Origin of the sequence: Sphingomonas sp. Leaf38, assembly GCF_001421825.1 — a bacterium.
GTDB lineage: Bacteria > Pseudomonadota > Alphaproteobacteria > Sphingomonadales > Sphingomonadaceae > Sphingomonas.
On record NZ_LMLD01000011.1, the window covers coordinates 199,335 to 218,758 of the forward strand.

Below are 19,424 nucleotides of genomic sequence, written 5' to 3' on the forward strand. Positions count from 1 at the left end.
GAGCGAGACGGTGCAGGTGCTGTGTGACGCGGACCTGTGCGTCTACCCGCGCTTCGCCACGCGCTCGACGCCCATCCTGCGGCCGAACGACTGCTTTTGCGTCGCGCGCTCGCTACGCTGGACGAGGCGCGACGCTGGATACTGATGCTGGGGCGCAAGGATGCCAGCGCGAGGATCGCGACGTTCCTGATCGACATGGCGCGGCGCACCGGCGGCGCGGGCCCGCGGTTCGAGCTGCCGGTCAGCCGGTCCGAGATCGGCGCGGTGCGCGGCCTGACGATCGAGAAGGTCAGTCGACAGATGACGGCATTGTGCGGCGCGCGGATCATCGCGCTGCCCGGGGGGCCGGACGGTCGCGAACCTCGACGCGGCGCGGCTGGCAGTATGGGCGGGGGCTTAACGCCGATCAGGCTGCGTTGCGCAGTGCGGCCAGGGTCACGCCGAGGTCCAGCCGCTGCGTACAGATCTTCGTCAGCACCGGGCGATGGCTGACGACGATCACGCCTTGGCCCGTCGCGTCGACCCGATTCACCAACCGCTCGGCGAGCAAGGCTTCTGTCGCTGCGTCCAGCCCTTCGCTCGGCTCGTCGAGCAACAGCCAGGGCGCAGCCGCGCAATAGGCGCGGGCCACCGCCAGCCGGCGGCGCTCGCCGCCCGACAGCCGCGCGCCATTCTCGCCGATCCAGCTGTCCAGCCCGGCATCGAGCGCGCGGATGCGATCGTCGAGGACCGCATCGTGCAGGGCGCGCCACAGGGTCGCGTCGTCCGCCTGCGGGTTTGCGAGCAACAGATTGTCGCGGACGCTGCCCGACAGCAGCATCGCATCCTGCGGCGCCCAGGCGAAGGCCGTGCGGCGCGTGGCGGGCGCGATCGTCGCGACGTCGACGCCGCCGAGCCACAGCGTGTGCGGGGCGATCGGCCGCAGCCCGATCAACTGCTCGACGAGCGTGGTCTTGCCGATCCCCGACGCGCCGACCAGCGCCAGCCGCGTGCCGGCGGGCGCTATGCAGTCGCGGGCCGGCAGTGCGAAGCGGATCGCCGGGGCGGGGTCGCTCAGGGCAGCGGCGGGGCGGCATTGATCGGGTGCCGCGAAGACCGCGCCGAGCCGGACCTGCGCTTCGGCGAGGCGACCGCGGTCGATCATCGCGCGCAGCAGCGGCCCGGCGGCATCGATCGTCATTGCCGCCGCCAGCGCCGCGAGTGCGGCCCGCGGTGCGCCCGATCCTGCGGCGACCGTCACCGCGCCCGCGGCGGCGACCCCGACCGCGGCGGCGTGGAGCAGCTCGAACCAGCCGGCGGCGTTCGCGTGCGCGCGCTGCGCCGCCGCGAGCACCCGGCTCTGCGCGTCGACCCTGTCCGCGGCCCATGTCTCGAGGCCGTAGCAGCGGAGTTCGGGCGCGGCGTCCGCAAGGCTCGCAAAGGTTTCGCGCAGCGCCGCCGACGCCTGCTGCACCGCGCGGCCGGGGGCGACGATCATCGCAAAGACGAACGGCACCAGGGTCGCGATCAGGATGCACGCGGCGATCGGGCTGGCGATCGCGGTTGCGGCGAGGATGAGCAACGGGGCGACCGCGCCCGCCTTTCGCGCGGGCAGGAAGCGCGCGATATAGCCCTCCAGCGTTTCGACCTCGTCGACGACCGCGGTCATGAAGGCACCGGTCGTGATCGCGGTGGCGGGATCGCGGTGCAGCGCGCCGGCGACCACGCGGGCCCGCACGCGGACCTTCGCCTGTTCGGCGCCCGCCGCGCCGCTGCGCGCCGACAGCATCGCGAAAAGGCCGCGCGCGGCACCGGCGAGTGCGGCGAGTATCGCCCAGGGCAGTATGGCGGCGATGCCGGCCGGAATCGCGACGATGGCGCCGGCAAGCCCGCCCGCAAAACCGATCGCGACCACGCTGTCGAGCAGCAGCAGCCCGGTCGAGATCTGTACCCGGCCCCCGTCACGGGTCGCCGTCTTGAGCCAATGCGTGCGCGCGCGCGTCGCGATCCTGTCCGGTGATGCTGCGTTCATGGCCGTCGCTGTCGCCTGCCGACGTTCTCGCCGTCTTTGACCGCGATCAATGTTCAGTCCGCACGCGCCTCCTATCGAACACGCAGAACCGGCGCATCGACCGGTGGGAGACTGTCCATGGACCTCGGGGTCATCGATCTGTCGCGACTGCAATTCGCGCTGACCGCACTCTATCACTTCCTGTTCGTGCCGCTGACGCTGGGGCTGTCGATGATGCTCGTCATCATGGAGGCGATCTATGTCATGACGAACCGGCCGATCTGGCGCGTGATCACGCGGTTCTGGGGGCGGATCTTCGCGATCAACTTCGTGCTGGGCGTCGCCACCGGGCTGACGATGGAGTTCCAGTTCGGCACCAACTGGTCGTATTTCTCGCATTATGTCGGCGACATCTTCGGTGCGCCGCTCGCGATCGAGGGCCTGATGGCGTTCTTCCTCGAGGCGACGTTCGTCGGCATCATGTTCTTCGGCTGGAACCGCCTGTCGAAGCTGGGCCATCTGATCGTCACCTTCATGGTGGCGCTGGGCACCAATTTGTCGGCGCTGTGGATCCTGGTCGCCAATGGCTGGATGCAGAACCCGACCGGCGCCGCGTTCAATCCCGAGACGATGCGGATGGAAGTGACCGACTTCGGCGCGGTGCTGTTCAACCCGATCGCGCAGGCCAAGTTCGTCCACACCGTCAGCGCGGGCTATGTCTGCGCGTCGGTGGTGGTGCTCGGCATCTCGGCCTTCTGGCTGCTGAAGGGCAAGTACACCGCGGTCGCGCGCCGATCGATGACGGTCGCCGCCGCGTTCGGTCTTGCCGCGTCGCTGTCGGTCGTGATCCTCGGCGACGAGAGCGGCTATGTGCTGACCGACAACCAGAAGATGAAGCTCGCCGCGATCGAGGCCGCCTGGCACACCGCGCCCGCGCCTGCGGGGCTGACGCTGTTCGGCATCCCCGACGTCGCCGCGCGCGAGACGCGCTACGAGGTGCAGATCCCCTGGGTGCTCGGCCTGATCGCCACGCGCAGCCTGGACGGCACGGTAACCGGCATGTCCGAGCTGGTGCTGAAGGCGCAGGAGCGGATCACCTCGGGTGTCGTCGCCTATGACGCGGTCGAGCGGCTGAAGACCGATCCGACTAACCTCGCGCAACGCGCCCGGTTCGAGGCGCACAAGCGCGATCTCGGCTATGCGCTGCTGCTCAAGGCGCATGTCGCCGATCCGCGGATGGCCAGCCCGCAGCTGATCGCCACCACCGCCTGGGACGTGGTGCCCAACGTGCCGCTGATGTTCTGGAGCTTCCGGATCATGGCTGCGATCGGCTTCGTGATGATCGCGCTGTTCGGCGCGGCGTTCGTGCTCACCTCGCTGCGGCTGCACATGCAGGCGCGCTGGTTCCTGAAGCTGGCGGTGATCGCGATCCCGCTGCCCTGGATCGCGATCGAGCTCGGCTGGATGCTCGCCGAGATCGGCCGCCAGCCCTGGGCGATCGAGGGCGTGCTGCCGACCTTCCTCGCCGCCTCCTCGCTGACCCGCGGCGCGCTGTGGACGACGATCATCGGCTTCACCGCGCTGTACGGCACGCTGGCGGTGATCGAGGTCCGCCTGATCCTCGAAACGATCCGCAAGGGACCGTTCGAGCATGACGAGGACCCGCAGCCCGCACCCGGCGACATCCCCGCGCTGCCCGTTGCCGCCTGACAGGAGACAATACGATGTTCGATTACGAAACGCTGCGCATCCTGTGGTGGGGCTTGATGGGGGTGCTGCTCATCGCCTTCGCGCTGACCGACGGCTATGATCTGGGGGTCGCGGCGCTGCTGCCCTTCGTCGCCCGCACCGACGCCGAACGGCGGATGGTCATCAACTCGGTTGGTCCCACCTGGGAGGGCAACCAGGTGTGGTTCATCCTCGGCGGCGGCGCGATCTTCGCGGCCTGGCCGTTCGTCTACGCGGTCAGCTTCTCGGGCTTCTACCTGGCGATGTTCCTCGTGCTCGCGGCGCTGATCCTGCGGCCGGTGGGGTTCAAATACCGCTCCAAACGCCCCGACGCGGCATGGCGTTCGCGCTGGGATTGGGCCCTGTTCGTCGGCGGGTTCGTGCCGGCGCTCGTGTTCGGCGTGGCGGTGGGCAACGTGTTGTCGGGGGCGCCGTTCCGGCTGGACAGCGACCTGCGCGCGTTCTTCGACGGCAGCTTCCTCGGGCTGTTCACGCCGTTCACGCTGCTATGTGGGCTGCTCTCGGTCACAATGCTGGTGCTGCACGGCAGCGCGTGGCTGGCGATCAAGATCGAGCACGGCGTAGTCCATGCCCGCGCCAAGCGGTTCGGCACGGTCGCCGGCATCCTGTCGGTGCTGCTGTTCGCCGCGGGCTGGGCGTTCGTCGCCTTCACCGATATCGGCTTCCGCATCGTCGGCGAGGTCGATCCGTTCGGCCCGTCCAACCCCTTGCGCACCACCAGCGAGATCGCAACCGGGGCATGGCTCGCCAATTATGCGACCTACCCCTGGATGCTCGTCGCGCCGGTGCTCGGCTTCGGCGGCGCGCTGCTGGCGCTCGTCGGGATCCATCGCCGGTGGGAAGCGGCGGCGTTCGCGGGGTCGTCCGCCTCGGCGATCGGGATCATCGCCACCGTTGGACTGTCGATGTTCCCGTATATCCTGCCGTCGAGCATCGACATGCACTCCAGCCTGACGGTGTGGAACGCGTCATCGACGCCCAAGACGCTGGGCATCATGCTGTTCGTCACCGCGATCTTCCTGCCGCTGATCCTCGCCTACACCGCCTGGGCGTACAAGGTGATGTTCGGCCGGGTGACCACGCAGGAGGTCGCGACCAACCCCGATTTCTACTGAATCCTGATCCATTCGGAGAGTTAGCATGTGGTATTTCAGCTGGGCCCTGGGCCTAGGTCTCGCGGTCGGCTTCGGCGTCCTCAACGGCATCTGGCACGAGTTTCATCTGCCGATCGAGGACGATGTCGAAGGCCTTGCCAACCCGTGACAAGGAGGGCCCGGAAAGATCGCCTTTACAGGGCTCCTTGTTACACCGCCGAATTGATGCATGTTTCTTTAGATCAGACCGCTATGATAGCGGGATGCTCAGCACGACCATTTGCGCAGACTGTGCGGTTCGCGACGAAGCGTTGTGCAGCAGCCTGACGAATAACGAGCTGGCCGCGCTGAATACGATCGGCCGCAAACACAGTGTTAAGCGCGGCGAGACCGTAATTTGGGCGGGTGACGATAGCATCATCTGTGCCAACCTGCTGTCCGGCGTGCTCAAGCTGGTCGCGTCGACGCAGGACGGCCGAGAACAGATCGTTGGTCTGCTCTACGCGGCCGATCTCGTCGGGCAGCCCTATGCGGGCCGTGCTGACTTCACCATTACCGCGCTCACCGATTCGGAACTGTGTATATTTCAACGCGCCGCTTTCGAGCGCGTCCTCACCGATCATGTACGGATGGAGCGCCTGCTGCTTCAGCGGACGCTCGCCGCGCTCAACGTGGCGCGCGCGCGGGTGCTGACGCTCGCCCGGACGTCGGCGGCTGAAAAGGTCGCGGGCTTCCTGATGGACATGGCATCGCGCGCTGCATTGACCGGGTGCAGGGGCACCGCGGGCGGGCCGGTCACGTTCGATCTGCCGCTATCGCGCGGCCAGATCGCCGACATCCTCGGCCTGACCATCGAAACCGTTAGCCGCCAGATGACGAATTTGAAAAGTGCTGGCATCATCCGGCTTCCCGGCGGTCGTGCGATCACGATCGCCGATCCTGGCGCTCTCGAGACGCGGGCGGTAGCCGCCTAGGTCAGGCCGGGACGTTGCGCTCGAGGCTGGCGATCAGCAATTCCCGCGCTTGCGGGGTAAGCCGCCGGTCGCCCACCGTAAGGATCGCGAGTTCGTTGAAGTCCATAGCCCGGCGCCAGCCGTCGAAAACGCCGCGCAGCATATACCCGAGTGTTTCCGGCGGAAGCCGGTACTGTTCGTTGGGGGACGGCTCTCGCGCGGCAATCAGATTCTCCGCATTGGCGGCGTCCACGGCGTGACGCGCCCGGATATGCGCGAGCACCGCGGCGTTCAGTGTCTGTGGCGGTTCGCGTTGAAATATAGCCTCCAGCAGCGGGCCGCTGCCATAGGCATCGCGCAAGCTGCCTCTTCACTTTCCAAAACGTTAGCGGACTACAAAGCGCCGCGCCGGTGCCTGAACGAACGTCCGCTTACGACGATCAAAACTCGAAAGCTGACGGCCGGGATTCCTTCCCCATTCACGACATCCATGACGGACGATCATTCGCCAAGCTCAGTGAGCGCGGGGGTCAGTAGTCAGTAAGCGGGGAAGGGCGCGCGAATGTCGACTTTTGGGTCAGCGCCGAGGAGGCGGCGTGGTGTCGTCGAAAGCACGAAGTTGCGGATGGGAATGGTAGTCATCTGACTGTTGGCGCCTAAAGCCGCCCTTTGGATCACCGAGGAAGGCCCGGCTAATATCACGCGGCAGGCGGACTTTCCTTTTTCGCGTTTTCGCCGCAAGTAACGGCTAGATGGCTCTCTCACCCGACTATTATTCTGTTCTAGGGGTGTCTTCGACGGCAAGTCGCGACACTATCCACACCGCGTGGAAAGCGCTGCTCCGTCAATATCACCCCGATGCCAATCATGGTGTGGATGTTTCGGCGCGTGCGAAAGAGATCAACGAGGCGTATGCCGTTTTGGGAAAGAAGGACGCACGCGCCGCCTATGATCGCACGCAGATCAGACCGTCTGCCCACGGAGCGACCGCGGACCGCCCGTTTCACCCCAGGAAAGCCGGCAGGCGCCCGATGCGACCTAACCCGTCAATGCAGCCCAGCGGTAGCTTCTCGCAGCCGCTAGAGACCAACGAATGGCTGATGGGCCTTTTCCTGTTGATCCTCACTGCCGCACCGATCGCTACAATCCTGGTTCTGTGGAATGAGGAATCCGGATTGGCATCTCCGGTTCGACGTAGCGTCGCCGCTCATCCCGTGCCTGAGCCTCCCGCAAAAGCCGTCCGCCGCTCATCGCGTACAAAACTCGGACTTGGACAGCCGGCTTCCTAACTATCGCCCGGTCGCGACATTCGAGTTCGCAGGGGCAGGCGTTGAAAGCGGTCGTAACGCGGAGATGAACGCGCGGCCGAAGTTATGAAGCTGGGAAGGGGGCGGGGACGCCTGAATATGGATCCTCTCAGCCATTGGTCCTTCTAAACTCTACCAAAACATTACGTCTCGATATCGCCCGATGTTGCGAAGCGCGTCACAGGGGGAATTGGTGGGCGATATCGCGCGGATGGTGCTAGACCTGCCGATCAACGGGAACGGGTTCGCGGCCTATGTCGGTCAGGTGCTCGGGCCCAATCTCCGCTGCGCCGATGGGGTGATCACGGATAGATTATCCAACCACAAGCGACAGCGCCCTCGTATTGATCGAGGCTGCGGGGGCCGGGATTGTGTTCCTCCGGCCCTACAGCTCCGACTTCAACCTGATCGAAAGGCCTTCGATCAACGGAGCCATTCTTCAGCCCGTCGCGGCCTCCGTCCTTGTCGGTGAAGTAGCTGAGCAGAAAAACGCTATCGTCGGGCAGCCGTGCAAAGACGGGCAGCGTCGTTCCGGCCATGCCACTACCCATGCCCGCCAGAGCCGTGCGTCGCGTCGTACGTCATGCGCGCTCCTTCTTCGAACACCGGGGCGATCTTGCGCCGTCGCCATCACTTCGGTCCGGTCGGATACCCTACCGTCGCGTCGGGACAAGCGCCTTGCGGATCGGCTCTACCCAACGATCCTTGTCGATGTCGTACAAGATAAAGTCGCTGTCGAACTGCCAATAGGCCCAGGGGAAGCCATGCGCCTCGGCTTCGCGGCGGACGGTCGCGGTGTAACGCGCGCGGGCCTCGATCGGCGTGCCGCTTTTCTCGTAGGCGCCGAACTCGCCCATCAGGACGGGACGATCGTTCGCGCGTGACCATGCACCGACCTTGTCGTAGTCGGCCTTGATCCGAGCCTCGTCGGCGGGCGTGAAGGGGACGTTTTTAAGTCCGGCCGATTCCGACGCCCAAGGCGCGCCCTGGTGGGTGAATTGGAACGGTTCGTACGAGTGGAAGGTGACGAGAATGTTCCGGTCGGATTTGGGCAGTTCGAGCGCAGGCAGTTCGTCCAGATTGTTCCAGCGGGTAGGCCCTATCACCAGCGTCCGGCCTGGATTGCTCGCCCGGACGACGGGAATGAGCCTGCGCAGCATCAGGTTCCACCGGGGACCATCCAATGGCGCGTGCGGCTCGTTCAGTAATTCGAATAATACGCTGTCGGGCGCGTCACGATACCGTGCGCCGATCTGCTTCCAGAACGCGATCAGCCTGGGTTCGCACGCGTCTGGCGCTTCCGAGCACAGGTTGAAATCGTGTTCGTCGAGAATGACGCTGAGGCCGGCGGCGGTGGCGTTCTTGACGATGCCATCGAGCGTCGCGAGCCACTTCGGATCGAGCCGGTTTGCGGCATCCATGTGTCTGAACGACTGGAGCACGACCCGGACGAAATCGAACCCGCCCTGTTTGATGATCCGGAAGTGGCGCGGCTTGAACCGTGCCTTTTGCGGATCGTTCCACAACGGGTCGTAGCCGACGATGTTCACGCCGCGGTGCAGCCGCGATGCGGTGCGCCACGCCGGGCCGGTCGGCATCGTCGTACGGTCGGACGTCTGCACCAACGCTTTACCGACGCCATCGTGCGAATAAGCGAGCGAAGGCGTGGCGAGGGCTACAGCCGTACCCAACACGTATTTGAAGAGCACGGATGTGTTCCTTTCGATAACGATCCGCACAGTGCAGCTCCCCGATGCGTAGGCGATGACAGGGAGCTGCAGACGTGGCGGCAATATTAGGCCTGCGCCGGGATCAGAACTTCATCCGCGTGGTCAGCGAGAATCGACGATCATTCTTGAAGTAACTGCGCGGCGCGCGCAGGCCCGCAGCGTTGATGACCGACTCCGTCTTCGTCGTGCTGTCGAGGAGGTTGACCCCCTGGAAGCCGATCTTGAAGTTGTCGTTGACCGAGTACAGGATCGTCCCGTCGAGCTGCCCGAACGCGCTGGAATAGATCGGCAGGAACGGGGCGATCTCGTCGCGGATCGTCAGCAGGTACCGCGAGCGCCAATTATAGGCGGCGCGCAGCGACAACGGGCCCATCTCGTAGAACAGCGCACCGTTGATCGTGTGGCGCGAGAGCCCTTCGAGCGGCAGGCGTGATACGTCGATCGTGGTGGTCGGCGAGGTGGCCTGCGCACCACGGCCCTGCGGGATGTTGGACGGATCGACGAAGGTATAGTTGGCCTGCACGCCGAAGCCCGACAGCAGCCCCGGCAGGAAATCATAGGTCTGCTGGTAGGCGACTTCGAAGCCCTTGATGTTGCTGTGGCTGTCCGCGTTCTGCGGCGCCACGAACAGCACGTTCTGCGTGATGCCGTTGTTCGTGATCGAGCGGGTTTGCGCGACGTTGGCAACGATGACGTTCGACAGATCCTTATAGAACGCCGCCACGGTCAACGACCCGACTTTCGCGAAATACCATTCCGCGGTGAGATCGAACTGGTTCGCCTCGACGGGTTTCAGGAAGGGGTTCGAGTTGCGGCTGCCGCCTTCGAGCTGGAACACTGAAAGGCCGCTGGTCGGTGCGATCAGGGTCGTGCTCTGCAACTGTTCGAAGCCTGGCCGCGAGATCGCCTTCGAATAGGCGAAGCGCGAGATCAGGTTCGGCGTGACGCCAACCTTCAGGTTGAAGCTCGGCAGGAAATGATCGAAGCGATTGCGTGTCGTCTGGTTGATCGCGGTCCCGTTGGAAAACGTCAGGACATCCTGCTGCTGTGCCGAGGTCAGACCGCAAAAGGGGCTCGTCTGTGCAGGCTGACCGCAGAAGGTCGCGACGCTGGCGGCGCTGCCGATGATCTGGTTGCGCGTCGGAAAGGTGAAGAAGCCGTTCGCCTTGTCCGTGGTCTGGATGTAGCGCAGGCCGATGTTACCCGAGACCTTCAGGCCGCCGAACAGATCGTTGCCCTGTGTGCCGAAGTCGAGCCGGGCATAGGCGGCCTTGGTCTCTTCGGAATTGGTGTAGACCTCGCTCGGCAGGAAGCTCGTGCCCGCGATCACACCAGCGCGCTGGCCAGCCGGCGTCCATCCGCCGGAATTCGCGCCCTTCTGATTGCGCCAGATCGCGTTGACCGCCTGCACCTGTGCGGCGACCGCATCATAGCTCGATGCTGCGTTCCCATTGATGTAGTTCGCACCAAGTTCGGACGGACCGTCACCACGGAACACGTTGTCGAAGCTGAACAAGCCGTAGCTGTTCGGATTGGTATCGGCGAAGGTTACGGGGCCGGAGCCATCCCAGACTTCGCTCAGCACGCCCCAGTTATACAGCGAGTAGCGCACCGTCTGGTCGCGATCGGCATAGCGTGCGCCGACCTTGGCTTTCTTTAGGAAGCTGTCGTCGCCGAAATCATAGGTCGCGTCCGCCTTGAACGCCCATTCATTGCCCTTGTTGTCCTCGAAATGGTCCATCGCCGCCCGGTAATAGCTGTTCGCCGGATCCGCGAAATACGCCTGCCTGTTCGCGCCGTTAGGGGCGAGGAAGCTGATGTCGGGCGTGTTCCCCGTAAGATCGAGCGCGACGTCGGCGAAGGTCGATCCATACACCGACATATCCGTCTGCTTCGTGGTCGATTTCACATATTGGCCATCGAAGTTGAACGCGAGCTTCTCGGTTGCCTGCCACTTTACGTTACCGCCGAAGTCGTTGGTGACCGCCCGCGTCTTCACGCCGCGATTGGCAAGCTGCGTGACCATGCCGCGCTGCTGACCGCCGGCAGGCACATAGCCGCGATCGAGCGAAATCGTACCGGTCTCGAAAAGACCGTCGTCGCCGAAGGTGTAGTTTGTGCCAGGCCGCGGCGCCGTTGCGCGGTCGATGCCGTCGGAGACGGTTTCCACCGTGCGCTCGCCCCAGGTCTGGCGTGCGTCGCTGCGGACGAACTGCAGCGTGGCGAGCAGCGACTTGTCGTTCGATTCGAACTGCAGCGCGCCGGCCGCACCGATGCGCTCGCGGTTGAAGTCCTGCGTGCGGACGCCGGCGCCCACTGGCGCGTAGGCCACCTGGCCCGGGGCAAGCCCTGCCAGGGTGTCGGTTTCGGTTACCCCGTCGCCGTTGATATCCTGCGATCCGTTGAAGCGGGCCTGGTAGTTGGTGACCTGCAAACCGTCTGCGCGGCTGAAGAGCTGCGAATACGACCCACCAACGAGCACACCGAAACGCCCGATGTTGGTGTCGAAGTTCCGCGAGGCGAGGCCGGAAATCGCGGGCGAGCCCTTCTTTGAAAAGTCGCCATAATTCATGTCCGCAGACACGTAGACGACCGGTTCCTTACTATCGAAGGGCTTGCGCGTGTTGAGGACGACCGTTCCGGCGATCCCGCCTTCGATCTGGTCGGCCGTCATGTTCTTATAGACTTCGACCGAGCCGAGCAATTCGGGCGAGACGTCCTGGAAGTTGAGCGCGCGGCCGCCATTGACCGAGAAGCTGTCGCGACCGTTGAATTCCGAGCGGACGTAGTTGAGCCCGCGAATGACGATCCCGGATCCCTCGACCGAGAAGTGATCGGAGTCGTTGCCCGCCGCAAAGCGGCTGATCGACACGCCGGGTACGCGCTGGAGCGCCTCCGTTACCGAGCGATCCGGCAGCGCGCCGATGTCTTCGGCGGTGATCGCGTCGACGACGGTGTCGGCATCGCGCTTGATCCCCTGCGAGTTCGCCAGGCTGGCGCGGATGCCGGTGACGACGATCTCGTCGCCGGTCGCGGCGTCGGTCTGGGCCGCCACGGGATCCTGCCCGGTTGCAGGTGTCCCCGTCTGCGCGTCGGGTGCGGCAGCGCCAGCGACCACCGGATCGGTCGAGCGCGAGATGCCGCCGTCCTGGCTGTTGGTCGTGGGGGCGGTAGGCTGGGTCACCGTCTGCGCGACGGACTGCGCACTGGCAGTGAGCGCCATGACGGACGCGCCGATACCTAGCGAGCGGACGAACGATAGCGATGCGCTACGCGAGGCGTTGACGTGCATTCAGACTCTCCCCAAGGCCGGCTTCAGATGTCCACCGGCTCTCTTTCCCGCAAAACGCGGGTGATTATGTCGGACTAGCCTCCGTTTCGCCGCGACAGCAATGGCAAACCTGCGCACCACGGCTTTAACTGTTTTGATTTTCGTTAGTCTGTTGCGTACAGGTCACACTGCCCCGACACGGTAATACCGTGCAGCCTTGGCAAGAGAGAGGAATGTGCCATCAACCCGCCGCAGCCCGTACCGATCAGGCCCGTACCGATCAGGCCTGTTCCGATCAGGGTCGTCATTATCGGCGGAGGCACGGCGGGCTGGATGACCGCTGCGGCCTTGGCCGCCGTCGCGGGACCGACCGTTGCAGACGTGCATCTCGTCGAGTCCGAGGAGATCGGCATCGTCGGCGTCGGCGAGGCGACGCTGCCGCATATCCGCGCGTTCAACACGCGTCTCGGGATCGACGAGGCCGAGTTCATGCGGGCGACCGGCGCGACGTTCAAGCTGGGCATCGAGTTCTGCGACTGGGCGCGGATCGGCGACAGCTATATCCATCCGTTCGGGGCCTTCGGGCATGACGTCGACGGGGTGGGATTCCACCATTATCTCAGCCGCGCCGGCCAGATCGCCACGCTTCCGGACTATTCGCTGCCGGTCGTCGCGGCGCGTCACGCGAAGTTCGCGCCGCCGCTGGACGATCCGCGATCGCTGCTGTCGACCTTCGGCTATGCGTATCAGTTCGACGCGACGCGCTACGCGCCCTTTCTCCGCGCGCGGGCCGAGCGGCAGGGGGTGACGCGCACCGAGGGACGCGTGGTCGATGTCGAACGAAGCAGCACGGGCGATGTCGTCGCGGTCGTGCTCGGGGATGGCCGGCGGATGACGGGCGACCTGTTCGTCGACTGCTCCGGGTTCCGCTCGCTGCTGCTGGGACAGGCCATGGGCGAGCCGTTCGAAGACTGGTCGCACTGGCTGCCCTGCGACCGTGCGGTCGCGGTCCCTTGCGCCGACGCGGGGACGCTGAAGCCCTATACGACGGCGACCGCGATGCCCGCCGGTTGGCGGTGGCGTATTCCGCTCCAGCACCGGGTCGGCAACGGTTATGTCTATTCGTCCGCGCATATCGACGATGGCGCGGCGCAGGACGCCTTGCTGCGGTCGATCGAAAGCACGTCGCTGGCGGACCCGCGCATGCTGCGCTTCAAGGCTGGCCGAAGGGCGCGTAGCTGGGTCGGAAACGTCGTTGGCGTTGGGCTGGCCGGCGGGTTCCTGGAGCCGCTGGAATCGACGAGCATCTATCTGATCCAGCTGGCGATCACCCAGTTGCTGGAGCTGTTCCCCGCCACGCCGATCTCGCCCGTCGACCGCGATACGTTCAACCGGGTGGTCGATCTGGAATATGACCGGATCCGCGACTTCCTGATCCTGCACTACCATGCGACGGCGCGCGATGATTCGCCGTTCTGGGATCATGTGCGGACGATGGCGGTGCCCGATACGCTGGCGGAGAAACTGGCGCTGTTCCGAAAGCGGGGGCGGGTGATGACCTATCGGGAGGGCGTATTCCTCGAGCCGAGCTGGATCGCGGTGTATCTGGGGCAGGGGGTGGTGCCGGCGGGATATGACCAGCGTGCGGATCGGCCGTCCGATGCCGCGCTCGCCCAGGCGCTGGCACGGTTGCGCACCGAAACGCGCGACGCGGTCATGACCATGCCCGATCACGCCGCCTATATCGCGCAATCGGGCGCGGCTGCGGCATGAGCGACAGGCGGATCGGAACGATCGCGGTGGTCGGTGACGGCGTTGCGGGCTGGAGCGCGGCGGCGGCGCTGAAGTCGCGGGTGCCCGATGTCTCGGTCGCGGTGATCCCGGTCGCGGACCTGCGTCCCGGATTTGTCGATCTGTTCGGCGGGGCATCGCCGTCGATCGGCGAGTTCCACACGGACATCGGGTTGGACGAGCGCGACGTCGTGGCGCGGACCGGCGCGGGCATCCGGCTCGGCACCCGGTTCTCGGGGTGGAGCGGCGCCGAGTATACGCACGCCTATGGCCCCGCCGGGATGCCTGTCGATGGAGTGCCCTTTGCCACGCTCTGGGCAGGTCTGGGGGGAATGGAGCCGTTCGACAGCTTCGCCCCGGCCGCTGCGCTGGCGGCAGCGGGACGGTTCATCCCGCCGCGCGGCGACATGCTCGGTGGCTATGCCAACGGGCTGCAGCTCGATCCGCGCGTCTATCGCCGGTTCATCGAAGCTTATGCCCGACATTTGGGCGTCGTGGTGACGGCCAGCGGGATGCGGCACGCGGAGGTGGACGGCCACCGCGTGACGGCGCTTCATCTCGACGATGGTGGGCGTCTGGAGGCGGATCTCTACATCGACGCGACCAACGGCGACGCGCGGCTCATCGGCCAGTTCGGCGACGATTGGCAGGATTGGTCGCCGTGGCTGCCGTGCGACAGCGTCGTTCAGGCGCTCGGGAAACCGGATGCCGCGCCTTTCGAACCTTTCCTGTCACCCCTGGAGCAGGTCGAAGCGATCGATGGCGGGTGGCGCCTGACGTCGTGCCTGCCCGGCAGAACCGATACGGCGATCGTTTACGCAAGCGGGGCGCGCCACGAACCGGGCGAGGTCCGGTGGTTCCAGAGCGGTAGGCGATCGCGCGCCTGGATCGGCAATGTCGTGGCGATCGGCGAGGCGCATTGCGTCGTGGAGCCGCTGGAAGCCGCCCCGCTGCACGTGCTGCACACGCAGATCGACCGGCTCGTCGCGTCGCTGCCCGATCGCGATTTCGACGCGGTCGAGCTCGCTTATTACAACCGCGAGACGGGGCAGGAGGCGGATCGCCTGCGCGATTTCCTGATCCTGCACTATGCGACGTCCGATCGACCTGAGCCGTTCTGGCAAGCCGCGCGTGACGTCGCATTGCCGCCGTTACTGGCCGAGACGCTGACGCTGTTTCGCGAACGGGGACGGTTGCCGATCCGCGATGGCGAGAGCTTCGATCGGGACAGCTGGCACGCGGTGCTGCTCGGGCAGGGCATCCTGCCGCAGCGCGGCGACGTGTTGGCCGTGGCGGTCGACCCGACACGCGCGCGCGCCGCGATGGCTGATTTTCGGGCGCGGTTGTCGACGGCGGTCGCCGCCGCGCCGACCCATCGCGCCTACCTGGCGAGCTTGAGGACGAACGCATGAACGAACACAGCATCCGCGAGGTCGTCATCGTCGGCGGCGGCACCGCCGGCTGGATGGCCGCGGCGGCGCTATCCAAGTTCCTCGGCAGCAGGCAGGGCGGGGCGGGGCAGCCGCGTATTCGTCTGATCGAGAGCGAAGAGATCGGCACCGTCGGGGTCGGCGAGGCGACGATTCCGACGATCGCGACGTTCAACCAGATGCTGGGCATCGACGAGGATGATTTCGTTGCGAAGACGCAGGGCACGTTCAAGCTCGGCATCGAGTTCGTCGACTGGCGGCGGATCGGCGAGCGCTATTTTCACCCCTTCGGCCAGTTCGGACACGATATCGAAGGGCTGAGCTTCCATCAGTTCTTCCTCAAGCTCGCCAAACAGGGCCAGTGCGCCGATATCTGGCATTATGCGCCGTGCGCGGTGGCGGCGGCGGCGGGGCGGTTCGCGCGGCAATCGCCCGATCCCCGGTCGCCCTTCGGCACATTGCCGTATGCGTTCCATTTCGACGCCGGGCTCTACGCCCGATATTTGCGCGCCTATGCCGAAGCGCGCGGGGTCGAGCGTATCGAGGGGCGGATCGTCGATGTCGGATTGCGTAGCGAAGATGGGTTCGTCGAGAGCCTGACGCTCGACGGCGGCCGGCGCGTCGAAGGCGAGCTGTTCGTCGATTGCTCGGGCTTCCGCGGCCTGCTGATAGAAGGCGCGCTGAAGACCGGGTATGAAGATTGGCGTCATTGGCTGCCGTGCGATCGCGCCGTTGCAGTCCCCACAGCGAACATCGGCGACCCGGCGCCGTTCACGCGCTCGACGGCGCGAAATGCCGGCTGGCAGTGGCGCATCCCGCTGCAACACCGCACCGGCAACGGCTATGTCTATTCGAGCGCGCATATTTCCGACGAGGATGCGGAGGCGACGTTGCTCTCCACCGTCGAAGGGCCGCCGATCGCCGATCCGCGCCGTCTGGCGTTCGTCACGGGGCGGCGCAAGCGGTTCTGGAACCGCAACGTGGTCGCGCTCGGCCTGTCCGGCGGCTTTCTGGAGCCGCTCGAATCGACCTCGATCCACCTGATCCAGACCGGGATCGCGAAGCTTCTCGCGCTGTTCCCGGATCGACGGTTTCTCCAGGTTGAGGCCGGCGAATATGATCGCCTGATGGGCAGCGCCTATGACGGCGTGCGCGACTTCATCATCCTGCATTATCACGCGACGACGCGGGACGATTCTCCGTTCTGGAACCATGTGCGGACGATGACCGTGCCCGACAGCCTGCGCCGAAAGACCGAGCTGTTCCGCGCGAAAGGCCGCTTCTTCCGCTATGACGACGAACTGTTCTCGCTCGCGAGTTGGGTCGCGGTGATGCTGGGGCAGGGCATCACGCCCGAAGGCTATGATCCGATCGTCGACGGCCTCGACGAATCAAAGCTCGTCGAGGCCGTGGAGCGGATGCGGCTGGGGATCCGCCAGACGATCGCGCAGATGCCGTCGCAATCGGACTATATCCGCGCGAACTGCGCCGCTATCTGAAACGCCGATCTAGCGGGTCGGGCACGCCGCGACCGGCCCATCGGCATGCGCCAGACGAACGTCGAAGATCGAGAGCGTCATTTTCCCCGCGGTCGAGATGATGAGAGGCTCGGTGATTTTGTGCGGATCGATCCCGGCGGCGACGAAGCATTTTAGCGGAATCGCCAAGGACTTCCATTCGCCGATCGGTGCCGCCTGTAGAATGCCGGTAATCGGGACCGTAGCGGTTTTGCCGGGGCCGGCCATCGAGAGCGCGACGGCGGACACGGGGCTCGCATCCGTTCGGAACTGGACGATCATGCTTAGTTCTCCATTCGCCTCGCGGGCGATGTCGAGCGGCGCGTTGGCCTCGATCCTGACGTCCGCCTCGTGCTTGCCTGTCCAGCTGAACCGCCGGGCGTCCTCCTGCGCATTGCGATCGATACCGGCGATCGTCAGCGCGCCACCCGGGCTCCGGCCGCTATTGCCGACGATGCGCGTCGATCCGCTGCTGCCTTCGCCGAGCGACAGGCTCCACGCTTCGGGGACGCGCCCCTTCGTGAAGAAGACGCCGCCCGCGTCGACCGCCATGCCGGCGGGACGCGTCTCGTCCAATGTGCCTACCACGGCGCGATCCGCATAGGTGAGGCCGTACCCGAATTTGAACAGCGGGTCGTAGTTCGGATCGCGGGCATTCAGGACATACTGGTCGGGACGCTTGGGCCATGAGAAGGACAGCTTGCCCCGGAAGTCGTGGACGGGTTTGCCGTCCTTGCCGGCGAACAGCACGTCGGCGACGCCCGCGCCTTCGCTCCCCGGCAGAAACGCCGCGACGAAGGCATCCGACGCGTTGAGTTCGGCATTCACCCACATCGGGCGGCCCGACAGGAAAACGGCGACGACCGGGATGCCCGCCGCTTTCAGTTTGCGGAGCAGCGCGACATCGCTCTTGTCGCCCGGTGAATATTCCAGGGTCGGTCGGTCGCCCATGAATTCGGCATAGGGGGTCTCGCCGAAGACGACGATGGCGGCGTCGGGTTTCGCGGTATAGGCGCCCGTCGGCGAGTAGGTGGCGGTACCGCCGCCGGCGCGTACGGCCTGGTCGATGCCGGTCCAGATCGACGTCGCATTGGGGAAGCCGCGCTTCGGCACGTCCGTGCCCTGCCAGGTGATCGACCAGCCGCCCGCCTGCTGCGCCACATCGTCGGCGGCGCTACCGGCGACAAGAATATTCGCCTTGGGCTTGAGCGGCAGAACACCCCCGTTGTTTTTGAGCAGCACGAGCGATTCCTGGACGGCCTGGCGTCCGATGGCATGCCCTTCCGCCGAGCCGATCAGGCCGAACTGTCCGGCATAACGTCGCGTCGAGGGCTTGCCCGCGGTAAAGCTCCCGGCGAGCATCTTGACGCGCAGGATACGACGAACCGCGTCGTCGAGACGCGCCGGCACGATTTCGCCCGACTTAGCTTGCGCCAGCGTGTTGCGGTACAGCGCCTTCCAGTCGCCCGACATCATGAACATATCGAGGCCGGCATTGATTGCGGCCGCGCAGCTTTCGTTGGTACACCCGGAGATCTGGCCGTGTGCATTCCAGTCGCCGACGACGAAGCCGTTAAAGCCCATCCGGCCCTTCAGCACGTCGGTCAGCAAGGTCTTGTTGCCGTGCATCTTCTCGCCGTTCCAGCTGGAAAAGCTCGCCATCACGGTCAAGGTGCCGGCTTCGATCGCGGGTGGGTATCCCGCCGCGTGAACGTCGCGCAGCACGACCTCCGAGACTTTGGTATCGCCCTGATCGCGCCCGCCCGTGCCGCCGTCGCCGACGAAATGCTTGGTGGTCGCGATGACGTGGCCTGGCGTCATGAAATCTGGCGAACCCACCTTGCCCTGGATGCCGGTAACGACCGGGCCGGCATAGCTGGCGACCACGCCCGGCTCTTCGGAATAGCTTTCGTAGGTGCGCCCCCACCGATCGTCCTGCACGACCGCGAGTGTCGGTGCGAAGCTCCAGTCGAGCCCGGCCGCCGCCGTCTCGAGTGCGGTGATGCGGCCGATCTTTTCCATCAGCGCGGGATCGCGGGCCGCTCCCAGCCCGATATTGTGCGGAAACAGGGTGGCGCCGACGATGTTGTTGTTGCCGTGAACCGCATCGGTCCCCCAGATCGTCGGGATTTTCGGCCGACCGTCGGTGCGCTGCATCGAGGCGTCGTAGAATGCGTCGGCCAGCTTCAGCCATGCCGCCGGCGGTGCCAGTTCGTCGTTGTTGGGCGCCGAATTCCCGCCGTTCAGCACCGAGCCGAGCTTGTAGGTCTTGAGGTCTTCGGGCTTTACGGTCGCGATATCGGCCTGGATGATCTGCCCGACCTTGTCCTCGATCGACATGGCAGCAAGGATGGCGCCGATCCTGGTTTCGAGCTTGGGATCGAGCGCGGGCTTCGCCGCGACCTTTGCCCATGTCTCGGCATGCGCGACGGGAGAGAGCGAAACCGGCCCCGTCTGCGCGATCGCCGTGGTGCCACCCAGCAGCGCCAGGACGCTGGCGACCGAAAGCTTCGTCTTCATCATTCTCTCCCCGGTTCCCGTCTTGCGGGATTGGTCGCGTTTCAAACCACTTGGGAGGCGTCGTCAATCAAT

14 protein-coding genes and 1 pseudogene are annotated in these 19,424 nt (G+C 65.5%); 10 read left to right on the forward strand and 5 right to left on the reverse strand.

The window, feature by feature from the left end; translation table 11 throughout:
• Positions 1-144: 144 nt before the first annotated feature.
• Complete coding sequence (locus tag ASE88_RS19855) at positions 145-492, forward strand: helix-turn-helix domain-containing protein (RefSeq protein WP_156348183.1); 348 nt, start codon at positions 145-147, stop codon at positions 490-492.
• Here the strand turns inward: ASE88_RS19855 and ASE88_RS08360 are convergent.
• A complete protein-coding gene (locus ASE88_RS08360; RefSeq protein ID WP_056477484.1) occupies positions 407-2,011 on the reverse strand; it encodes an ATP-binding cassette domain-containing protein in 1,605 nt (534 codons plus the stop codon). The two genes, ASE88_RS19855 and ASE88_RS08360, sit on opposite strands and share 86 nt — an antisense overlap.
• Positions 2,012-2,128: 117 nt before the next feature.
• On the opposite strand from ASE88_RS08360, the gene ASE88_RS08365 reads away from it, so the two are divergent.
• The 4 genes from ASE88_RS08365 to ASE88_RS08375 are packed head-to-tail and all read left to right on the forward strand — an operon-like array spanning position 2,129 to position 5,807.
• The gene (locus ASE88_RS08365; RefSeq protein ID WP_056477486.1) at positions 2,129-3,700 is read left to right on the forward strand and encodes a cytochrome ubiquinol oxidase subunit I; all 1,572 of its coding nucleotides are present in this window, start codon (positions 2,129-2,131) and stop codon (positions 3,698-3,700) included.
• A gap of 14 nt (positions 3,701-3,714) precedes the next feature.
• On the forward strand, positions 3,715-4,854 hold the full coding sequence (gene cydB / locus ASE88_RS08370; RefSeq protein WP_056477488.1) for a cytochrome d ubiquinol oxidase subunit II: 1,140 nt from the start codon (positions 3,715-3,717) through the stop codon (positions 4,852-4,854).
• 25 nt (positions 4,855-4,879) lie between these two features.
• Complete coding sequence (cydX, locus tag ASE88_RS18325; protein WP_082466394.1) at positions 4,880-5,002, forward strand: cytochrome bd-I oxidase subunit CydX; 123 nt, start codon at positions 4,880-4,882, stop codon at positions 5,000-5,002.
• On the forward strand, positions 4,977-5,807 hold the full coding sequence (locus ASE88_RS08375; protein ID WP_235527880.1) for a Crp/Fnr family transcriptional regulator: 831 nt from the start codon (positions 4,977-4,979) through the stop codon (positions 5,805-5,807). The genes cydX and ASE88_RS08375 overlap by 26 nt, the downstream gene beginning before the upstream one ends.
• 1 nt (position 5,808) lies before the next feature.
• On the opposite strand, the gene ASE88_RS08380 is transcribed toward ASE88_RS08375, so the two are convergent.
• The gene (locus tag ASE88_RS08380) at positions 5,809-6,147 is read right to left on the reverse strand and encodes a hypothetical protein (protein WP_056477493.1); all 339 of its coding nucleotides are present in this window, start codon (positions 6,145-6,147) and stop codon (positions 5,809-5,811) included.
• A 391-nt stretch (positions 6,148-6,538) separates the two neighbouring features.
• Between ASE88_RS08380 and ASE88_RS19860 the strand changes: the two genes are divergently transcribed.
• Both ASE88_RS19860 and ASE88_RS19865 read left to right on the forward strand, forming a co-directional pair.
• Positions 6,539-7,075 (forward strand): DnaJ domain-containing protein, encoded by a 537-nt coding sequence (locus tag ASE88_RS19860; protein ID WP_082466396.1) that lies wholly within the window; start codon positions 6,539-6,541, stop codon positions 7,073-7,075.
• 220 nt (positions 7,076-7,295) lie between these two features.
• A pseudogene (locus ASE88_RS19865) lies at positions 7,296-7,509 on the forward strand (transposase); the annotation flags it as partial.
• 237 nt (positions 7,510-7,746) lie between these two features.
• On the opposite strand, the gene ASE88_RS08385 reads toward ASE88_RS19865, so the two are convergent.
• Together ASE88_RS08385 and ASE88_RS08390 are read right to left on the reverse strand one after the other, a co-directional pair.
• A complete protein-coding gene (locus ASE88_RS08385) occupies positions 7,747-8,802 on the reverse strand; it encodes a glycoside hydrolase family 5 protein (protein ID WP_235527881.1) in 1,056 nt (351 codons plus the stop codon).
• A 103-nt stretch (positions 8,803-8,905) separates the two neighbouring features.
• Positions 8,906-12,115 carry a TonB-dependent receptor gene (locus ASE88_RS08390; protein ID WP_056477495.1) on the reverse strand — a complete coding sequence of 1,070 codons (3,210 nt, stop codon included), beginning with the start codon at positions 12,113-12,115 and terminating at the stop codon, positions 8,906-8,908.
• A gap of 258 nt (positions 12,116-12,373) precedes the next feature.
• Here ASE88_RS08390 and ASE88_RS08395 point away from each other — a divergent pair, with 258 nt between their 5' ends.
• Genes ASE88_RS08395 through ASE88_RS08405 form a run of 3 tightly spaced genes read left to right on the forward strand, consistent with a single transcriptional unit; the run spans position 12,374 to position 16,814 of the window.
• A complete protein-coding gene (locus tag ASE88_RS08395) occupies positions 12,374-13,867 on the forward strand; it encodes a tryptophan halogenase family protein (RefSeq protein WP_414893880.1) in 1,494 nt (497 codons plus the stop codon).
• Entirely contained in the window at positions 13,864-15,297 is a 1,434-nt protein-coding gene (locus tag ASE88_RS08400; RefSeq protein WP_056477499.1) for a tryptophan 7-halogenase, read from the forward strand. The genes ASE88_RS08395 and ASE88_RS08400 overlap by 4 nt, the downstream gene beginning before the upstream one ends.
• Positions 15,294-16,814, forward strand: coding sequence for a tryptophan halogenase family protein (locus ASE88_RS08405; RefSeq protein ID WP_056477501.1), 1,521 nt, complete (start codon positions 15,294-15,296; stop codon positions 16,812-16,814). Before ASE88_RS08400 ends, ASE88_RS08405 begins: the two co-directional genes overlap by 4 nt.
• Positions 16,815-16,823: 9 nt before the next feature.
• Here the strand turns inward: ASE88_RS08405 and ASE88_RS08410 are convergent, their stop codons facing one another.
• Positions 16,824-19,352: a glycoside hydrolase family 3 protein gene (locus tag ASE88_RS08410; RefSeq protein WP_056479258.1), complete on the reverse strand. Its 2,529-nt coding sequence runs from the start codon at positions 19,350-19,352 to the stop codon at positions 16,824-16,826.
• Positions 19,353-19,424 lie beyond the last annotated feature (72 nt).